The 6,461-nt window shown below is 62.9% G+C and carries 2 protein-coding genes and 1 rRNA gene (1 of these 3 only partly in view); 2 read left to right on the top strand and 1 reads right to left on the bottom strand.

Annotation, left to right across the window (positions count from 1 at the left end; genetic code table 11):
- Positions 1-1,445: ribosomal RNA gene (locus tag AC0WRY_RS04595) — 16S ribosomal RNA — on the bottom strand (it extends 44 nt beyond the left edge of the window).
- A 1,115-nt stretch (positions 1,446-2,560) separates the two neighbouring features.
- Here AC0WRY_RS04595 and AC0WRY_RS04590 point away from each other — a divergent pair.
- Positions 2,561-4,624 carry a M23 family metallopeptidase gene (locus AC0WRY_RS04590; protein ID WP_194405871.1) on the top strand — a complete coding sequence of 688 codons (2,064 nt, stop codon included), beginning with the start codon at positions 2,561-2,563 and terminating at the stop codon, positions 4,622-4,624.
- Between the two features lie 168 nt (positions 4,625-4,792).
- Positions 4,793-6,412 carry an NHL repeat-containing protein gene (locus tag AC0WRY_RS04585; RefSeq protein ID WP_194405870.1) on the top strand — a complete coding sequence of 540 codons (1,620 nt, stop codon included), beginning with the start codon at positions 4,793-4,795 and terminating at the stop codon, positions 6,410-6,412.
- Positions 6,413-6,461: the final 49 nt, after the last annotated feature.

Raw genomic sequence — 6,461 nt, 5'->3', positions numbered from 1 at the left:
ACGACTTCACCCCAGTCGCTGACCCTACCGTGGCCGGCTGCCTCCCTTGCGGGTTAGCGCACCGTCTTCAGGTAAAACCAACTCCCATGGTGTGACGGGCGGTGTGTACAAGGCCCGGGAACGTATTCACCGTGGCGTGCTGATCCACGATTACTAGCGATTCCAACTTCATGGGCTCGAGTTGCAGAGCCCAATCCGAACTGAGACGGCTTTTTGAGATTTGCGAAGGGTCGCCCCTTAGCATCCCATTGTCACCGCCATTGTAGCACGTGTGTAGCCCAGCCCGTAAGGGCCATGAGGACTTGACGTCATCCCCACCTTCCTCGCGGCTTATCACCGGCAGTCTCCTTAGAGTGCTCAACTAAATGGTAGCAACTAAGGACGGGGGTTGCGCTCGTTGCGGGACTTAACCCAACATCTCACGACACGAGCTGACGACAGCCATGCAGCACCTGTGCTCCAGGCTCCGAAGAGAAGGTCACATCTCTGCGACCGGTCCTGGACATGTCAAGGGCTGGTAAGGTTCTGCGCGTTGCGTCGAATTAAACCACATGCTCCACCGCTTGTGCGGGCCCCCGTCAATTCCTTTGAGTTTTAATCTTGCGACCGTACTCCCCAGGCGGAATGCTTAAAGCGTTAGCTGCGCCACTAGTGAGTAAACCCACTAACGGCTGGCATTCATCGTTTACGGCGTGGACTACCAGGGTATCTAATCCTGTTTGCTCCCCACGCTTTCGTGCCTCAGCGTCAGTATCGGGCCAGTGAGCCGCCTTCGCCACTGGTGTTCTTGCGAATATCTACGAATTTCACCTCTACACTCGCAGTTCCACTCACCTCTCCCGAACTCAAGATCTTCAGTATCAAAGGCAGTTCTGGAGTTGAGCTCCAGGATTTCACCCCTGACTTAAAGACCCGCCTACGCACCCTTTACGCCCAGTGATTCCGAGCAACGCTAGCCCCCTTCGTATTACCGCGGCTGCTGGCACGAAGTTAGCCGGGGCTTATTCTTGCGGTACCGTCATTATCTTCCCGCACAAAAGAGCTTTACAACCCTAGGGCCTTCATCACTCACGCGGCATGGCTGGATCAGGGTTGCCCCCATTGTCCAATATTCCCCACTGCTGCCTCCCGTAGGAGTTTGGGCCGTGTCTCAGTCCCAATGTGGCTGATCATCCTCTCAGACCAGCTACTGATCGTCGCCTTGGTAGGCCATTACCCTACCAACTAGCTAATCAGACGCGGGCCGATCTTTCGGCGATAAATCTTTCCCCGTAAGGGCTTATCCGGTATTAGCACAAGTTTCCCTGTGTTGTTCCGAACCAAAAGGTACGTTCCCACGCGTTACTCACCCGTCTGCCGCTGACGTATTGCTACGCCCGCTCGACTTGCATGTGTTAAGCCTGCCGCCAGCGTTCGCTCTGAGCCAGGATCAAACTCTCAAGTTGGACTTGAACTTTGAACCGGCTGATCACAACGTTTGACGAGGTCCCACCATTTTTCCGACGACCGAAGCCGCCGAGCTGCCCGCGATTCACATCGCTGGCAACGATGGTGTTTCCTTTAAAACGTGTACCGCCGAAGTCTTTCGTCCGGTCCCGATCCAAAAAGCCGAAGCTTTCTAGATGCGAGACCCGCAAGGACTCCGCCGTCCACGTTTCTCTTTCTTCATCTTCACTTGTCAAACAGCCCGAGACCGTGGAGGCCTCAACCTTCCCTCAGGAAGGGTACCGACACCCTTACCGACGATGAATGAACTCCAACCGACTTGTGTCGGCTGTTGTGTCACTCAACAAAGTGAGGAGCATCAGTGGCGCGTTCGCTCGCCTTGGTCAGTGACCCGGCGGCGCCGCGCTCAGTGGTTGGGGTTATAGGCCCCACCTTCCGGGCTGTCAACGCCAATCGTCAACAAAACGTCGCACAGTGGATCGTCGCGAAAATTCCTGCAATTCCAGCCTATTAGCGAGGCGCGGGACGCGACGTCGGCGCCCGCGCCGGAAAAAATCTGAAAAAAAGTTTGCGCGCCGGCGGGCTCCGGAGGGCGCTCCAGGGCCCCCTTCCCGGGCCCTTCGCCTCCCCCTCCCCCGGCGCCCCGCTTACCTTGGCGGGGCGGGTCCAGAAGCGGCCCGGCAATCCACGGCCAGAGACCTGGCCGGATCAGCCGCTCGGCCCGGGCCTAGCTTTGCTCACCCCTCAGACCGGGCTTTTACGGCCTGTCATTCAGGAAACTTTTTCCATGATAGACGCCGTACTTGAGCCACAATCCCGCGGCGTTCTGATAAGAGACAAGCTTGAATCGCGGGGGTGCCAGTGGGGGCTGCCGGCGGTTTTCATGGGGTCAGAGGAAGGCGATCTTGCAGATGACGCGGCCTTCCCCGGACATTCGAGAGACATCGAGAGCGCTTTTTCCGTTCAGCTGTTCGTAATTTCGGCCGGGCCCCTCGCGGGGTCTTCTGAGCGCGAACGACTGTGCGGCTTGCCTTTTTCCGGCGATGCCCCTTCAAGAGGGCGACACGGACAAGGTTCGAACCGGGCTTCTTGGGTCGTTGATTGGGGGACTTGAGTGAACCACAGGACGTCACGCGGCGCTTACGGGCGTGAGACCGGGATCATCGATCTCGGCCACGAGCCGCCGCTGTCCGTCGACGGTTCTGAAGCCGCCGTGATCGACCGCCGCCGCGTCTCGGTGCAATGGTTCAGCGGCACGATTCTGACCGGACTCTGCGGCGCAGCCCTGATCGGCGGCGCCGTTTTCGCATCGCTCGACGGCGAGATGACCTTCGCCAAGGTGCCGGAGCGGGTCGAGGGCGCGCTGCGCGGGGCCTTCGGCGCAGCCGATCGCGCTGCCACGCTGCACAAGAGCGACCGCCTGCCGCCGCCGAGCGAATCCACGGCGTCGCGCAACATCGTCCGCGTCTCCACGGTCGCCCGCGTCGGCAACCGCGACGTGATGCGGGTGCGGCCCTTCGTCCGGATCGCCGGCAATCTGTCGATGACGACGAGCGATCTGTCGGCGAAAATTCCGCCGTTCAACGCCCAGCGCCTGCTCACCGATGTCGGCTCCGATCCGAAGACGGCCGCGGAAGACCCCAACAATCCGGAAGCCGTCGAGCCCGACGCGGAGGTCTCCTTCGTCACCAAGGACTTGTCGCCGGTGCTGCCGAAGGCGAAGATTTCCGCCGTGGTGGCGCTCGACGACATCCTGATGCGGGTGCGCGACGCCGCTAATTGGCGCGGCAATGGCGGGGTGCGCTACGCCTCGCTCGCCAACGCCGCCGCCGACATCTCCGGCGCGACCGGCCCCTCCGACATCAGGACTGCCTACGCCGCCGAGGCCTCGCCGTCCGATCCCTATGCCGGCTTCGAGACGCGCGTGGTGCCGGAAAACGTCACGCTGCTGCCCAAGACCAAGGAGCAGATCACCGGCGGCAATCCCAACGGCGAACGCGTCCATCTGGTCAAGAAGGGCGACAGCGTCGCTGGCGTGCTGCGCGATCTCGGCGCGACCGCCGACGAGATCAAGGCGATCACCGCGACGCTCGGGCCCCGCGGCCGCGACGGCGGCCTCAAGGAAGGCGAGAAGCTCCGCATTTTGATGGCGCCCGCAAGCCCCGGCGCCCGCCTGCAGCCCTATCGCGTCGTGGTTGCAAACGAAACCATGGTCGAGGCGATCGCGGCGCTGTCCGATCTCGGCAAATACGTCGCGGTCGACGTCTCCAGCATGAACACCGTCGCGGACGCTGCGGCCAGCGCCAACAGCGACGACGATGACGACGATGACGGCTCCGGCGTGCGGCTGTACCAGAGCATCTACGAGACCGCGATGCGCAACAAGGTCCCGATGCCTGTCATCGAGGACATGATCAAGATCTACTCCTACGACGTCGATTTCCAGCGCAAGGTGCAGCCGGGCGATTCCTTCGACGTGTTCTATGCCGGCGAAGACGAGGGCGTGGCGTCGAGCGAAAAGAACGACGTGCTGTTCGCCTCCCTCACCGTCGGCGGCGAGACCAAGAAATACTACCGCTACCAGAGCCCCGACGACGGCGTCGTCGACTACTATGACGAGACCGGCAAGAGCGCGAAGAAGTTCCTGGTCAGAAAGCCGGTCAACAACGCCATCATGCGCTCCGGCTTCGGCGGCCGCCGCCACCCGATCCTCGGCTATGTGAAGATGCACACTGGCGTCGACTGGGCCACCGCCTACGGCACGCCGATCTTCGCCTCCGGCAACGGCGTGATCGAGAAGGCCGGCCCCGAGGGCGGCTACGGCAAGTACATCCGCATCAAGCATTCCAACGGCTACGAGACCGCCTACGGCCACATGTCGGCCTTCGCCAAGGGCATGGAAGCCGGCAAGAAGGTGCGTCAGGGCCAGGTGATCGGTTTCGTCGGCTCGACCGGCCAGTCGACCGGCCCGCACGTCCACTACGAGATCCTGGTCAACAACCGCTTCGTCGACCCGATGCGCGTGAAGCTGCCGCGCGGCCGGTCGCTCGAAGGCCCGATGCTCGCAAGCTTCGAGAAGGAGCGCGACCGGCTCGAGGGCATGATGAGCGGCCGCGGCGGCGCTATCGCCCGCATGTCGGACGCCACCGGCGGCCCGCTGCAAGTCACTAACCGGTAAGCCGCCAACCGGTAAGCTGGCAGCCCGCCGACATCGGCTGGACATCTCCAAACACGACACGACTCTGCGTTGATCGCGCAAGGCTACTTCGCCACGTCACAACGTCAAGTTTCGTTTGCCAAAGCGCCGTGAGGAGCGAATACTTTCCAAAAAACGGGAGGTCTCGCCATGAAGAACAGGCTCGCCTGCGCAGCCTTCGTCGCTGCGTTTTTCACCGCGTCGAGCGCGTCAGCCGACGGTTGGGAAGTGACAAAACTCGTTCCCGGCTCGGCATTCCATGGCGTGCACGGGCTCGGTGTCGACAAGGCCGGCCATCTGTTTGCCGGCAGCGTCGCCGGCGCGGCGCTCTACGAGGTCGACATCTCCGCCGGTACCGCCAAGGTTGCAATCCCTTCCCCGGTGGGCATGGCCGACGACATCGCGTTCGCCCCTGACGGCACCATGGCCTGGACCGGATTTTTGACCGGCGATCTCTATTCGCGCAAGGGCGATGGCCCGATCAAGAAGCTCGCGAGCGGCCTTCCCGGCATCAACTCGCTCGCTTTCCGCAAGGACGGCAGGCTCTATGCCACCACCGTCTTCCTCGGCGACACGCTCTACGAGATCGACATCGAGGGCACCAAGCCGCCGCGCCAGATCATGGAGAAGATGGGCGGCCTCAACGGCTTCGAGTTCGGTCCCGACGACAAGCTCTACGGTCCGCTCTGGTTCAAGGGCCAGGTCGCCAAGGTCGACGTCGACAAGGCCGAGCTGACCGTCGTTGCCGACGGCTTCAAGGTCCCGGCCGCAGTGAATTTCGATTCCAAGGGCAATCTCTGGGTCGTCGACACCGCGCTCGGCCAGCTCGTCCGGGTCGATCCCAAATCGGGCGCCAAGACCATGGTCGCGCAGCTCAAGCCGTCGCTGGACAATCTCGCGATCGACGACAAGGACCGCATCTACGTCTCCAACATGGCCGACAACGGCATTCAGGAGGTCGATCCCGCGACCGGCCAGTCCAAGCAGATCATCATCGGCAAGCTCGCGCTGCCCGGCGGCATCGGCGTCACTAGCGAGAACGGCAAGGATACGATCCACGTCGCCGACGTGTTCGCATACCGCACGGTGGACGGCGCGACCGGCGAGGTCACCGAGAAAGCGCGCATGCACGCCGCCGGCACCACGCTCGAATATCCGATGAGCGCGACGGCGCAGGGCAACGACGTGGTGCTGTCGAGCTGGTTCACCGGCACCGTGCAGGTGATCGACGCCAAGACCGGCGCGACGCGCGACATGCTGCACGGCTTCAAGGCGCCGCACGACGCGGTCGTGCTCGCTGACGGCAGCATCCTGGTCGCCGAGCTCGGCACCAAATCGCTGGTCAAGGTGAGCGGCGAGCACGGCAAGGACCGCACCACGCTGATTGGCGACCTCGAAGGCCCGGTCGGGCTCGTCCGTGGCAAGACCGACGAGGTCTATGTCACCGAGGCCTTTGCAGGCACCGTGTCCCGGATCGACGGCAACGGCGAAAAGACAGTGGTCGCCAAGGAGCTGAAGATGCCCGAAGGAATCGCGCGCGGCAGCGACGGCACGCTGATCGTCGCGGAAGCCGGCGCCAAGCGACTGATCGCGATCGCGCCGGAGAGCGGCAAGGTGACGGAGATCGCGGCCAATCTGCCGATCGGGCTGCCGGGCGCGCCGGGCGGATTGCCGACGAACATTCCGACGGGCGTGGCCGTCGGGGCGACGGGGGTGGTCTACTTCTCGTCGGACGTCGAGAACGCGATCTACAAGGTGGCCAAGAAATAGCCTCGGCGCGTTCCCGCCTGCCGGCGGGGCCGCGCGTCGTGGCGCGATA

This window comes from Bradyrhizobium sp. T-12 (assembly GCF_058314695.1).
Note: the sequence above shows the minus strand (reverse complement) of the source record. Positions and strands in the feature narration are given on the sequence as shown.

Coding starts and splice junctions, on each gene's coding strand:
- AC0WRY_RS04585 (WP_194405870.1), top strand. CDS start 4,793: ATGAAGAACAGGCTCGCCTGCGCAGCCTTCGTCGCTGCGTTTTTCACC.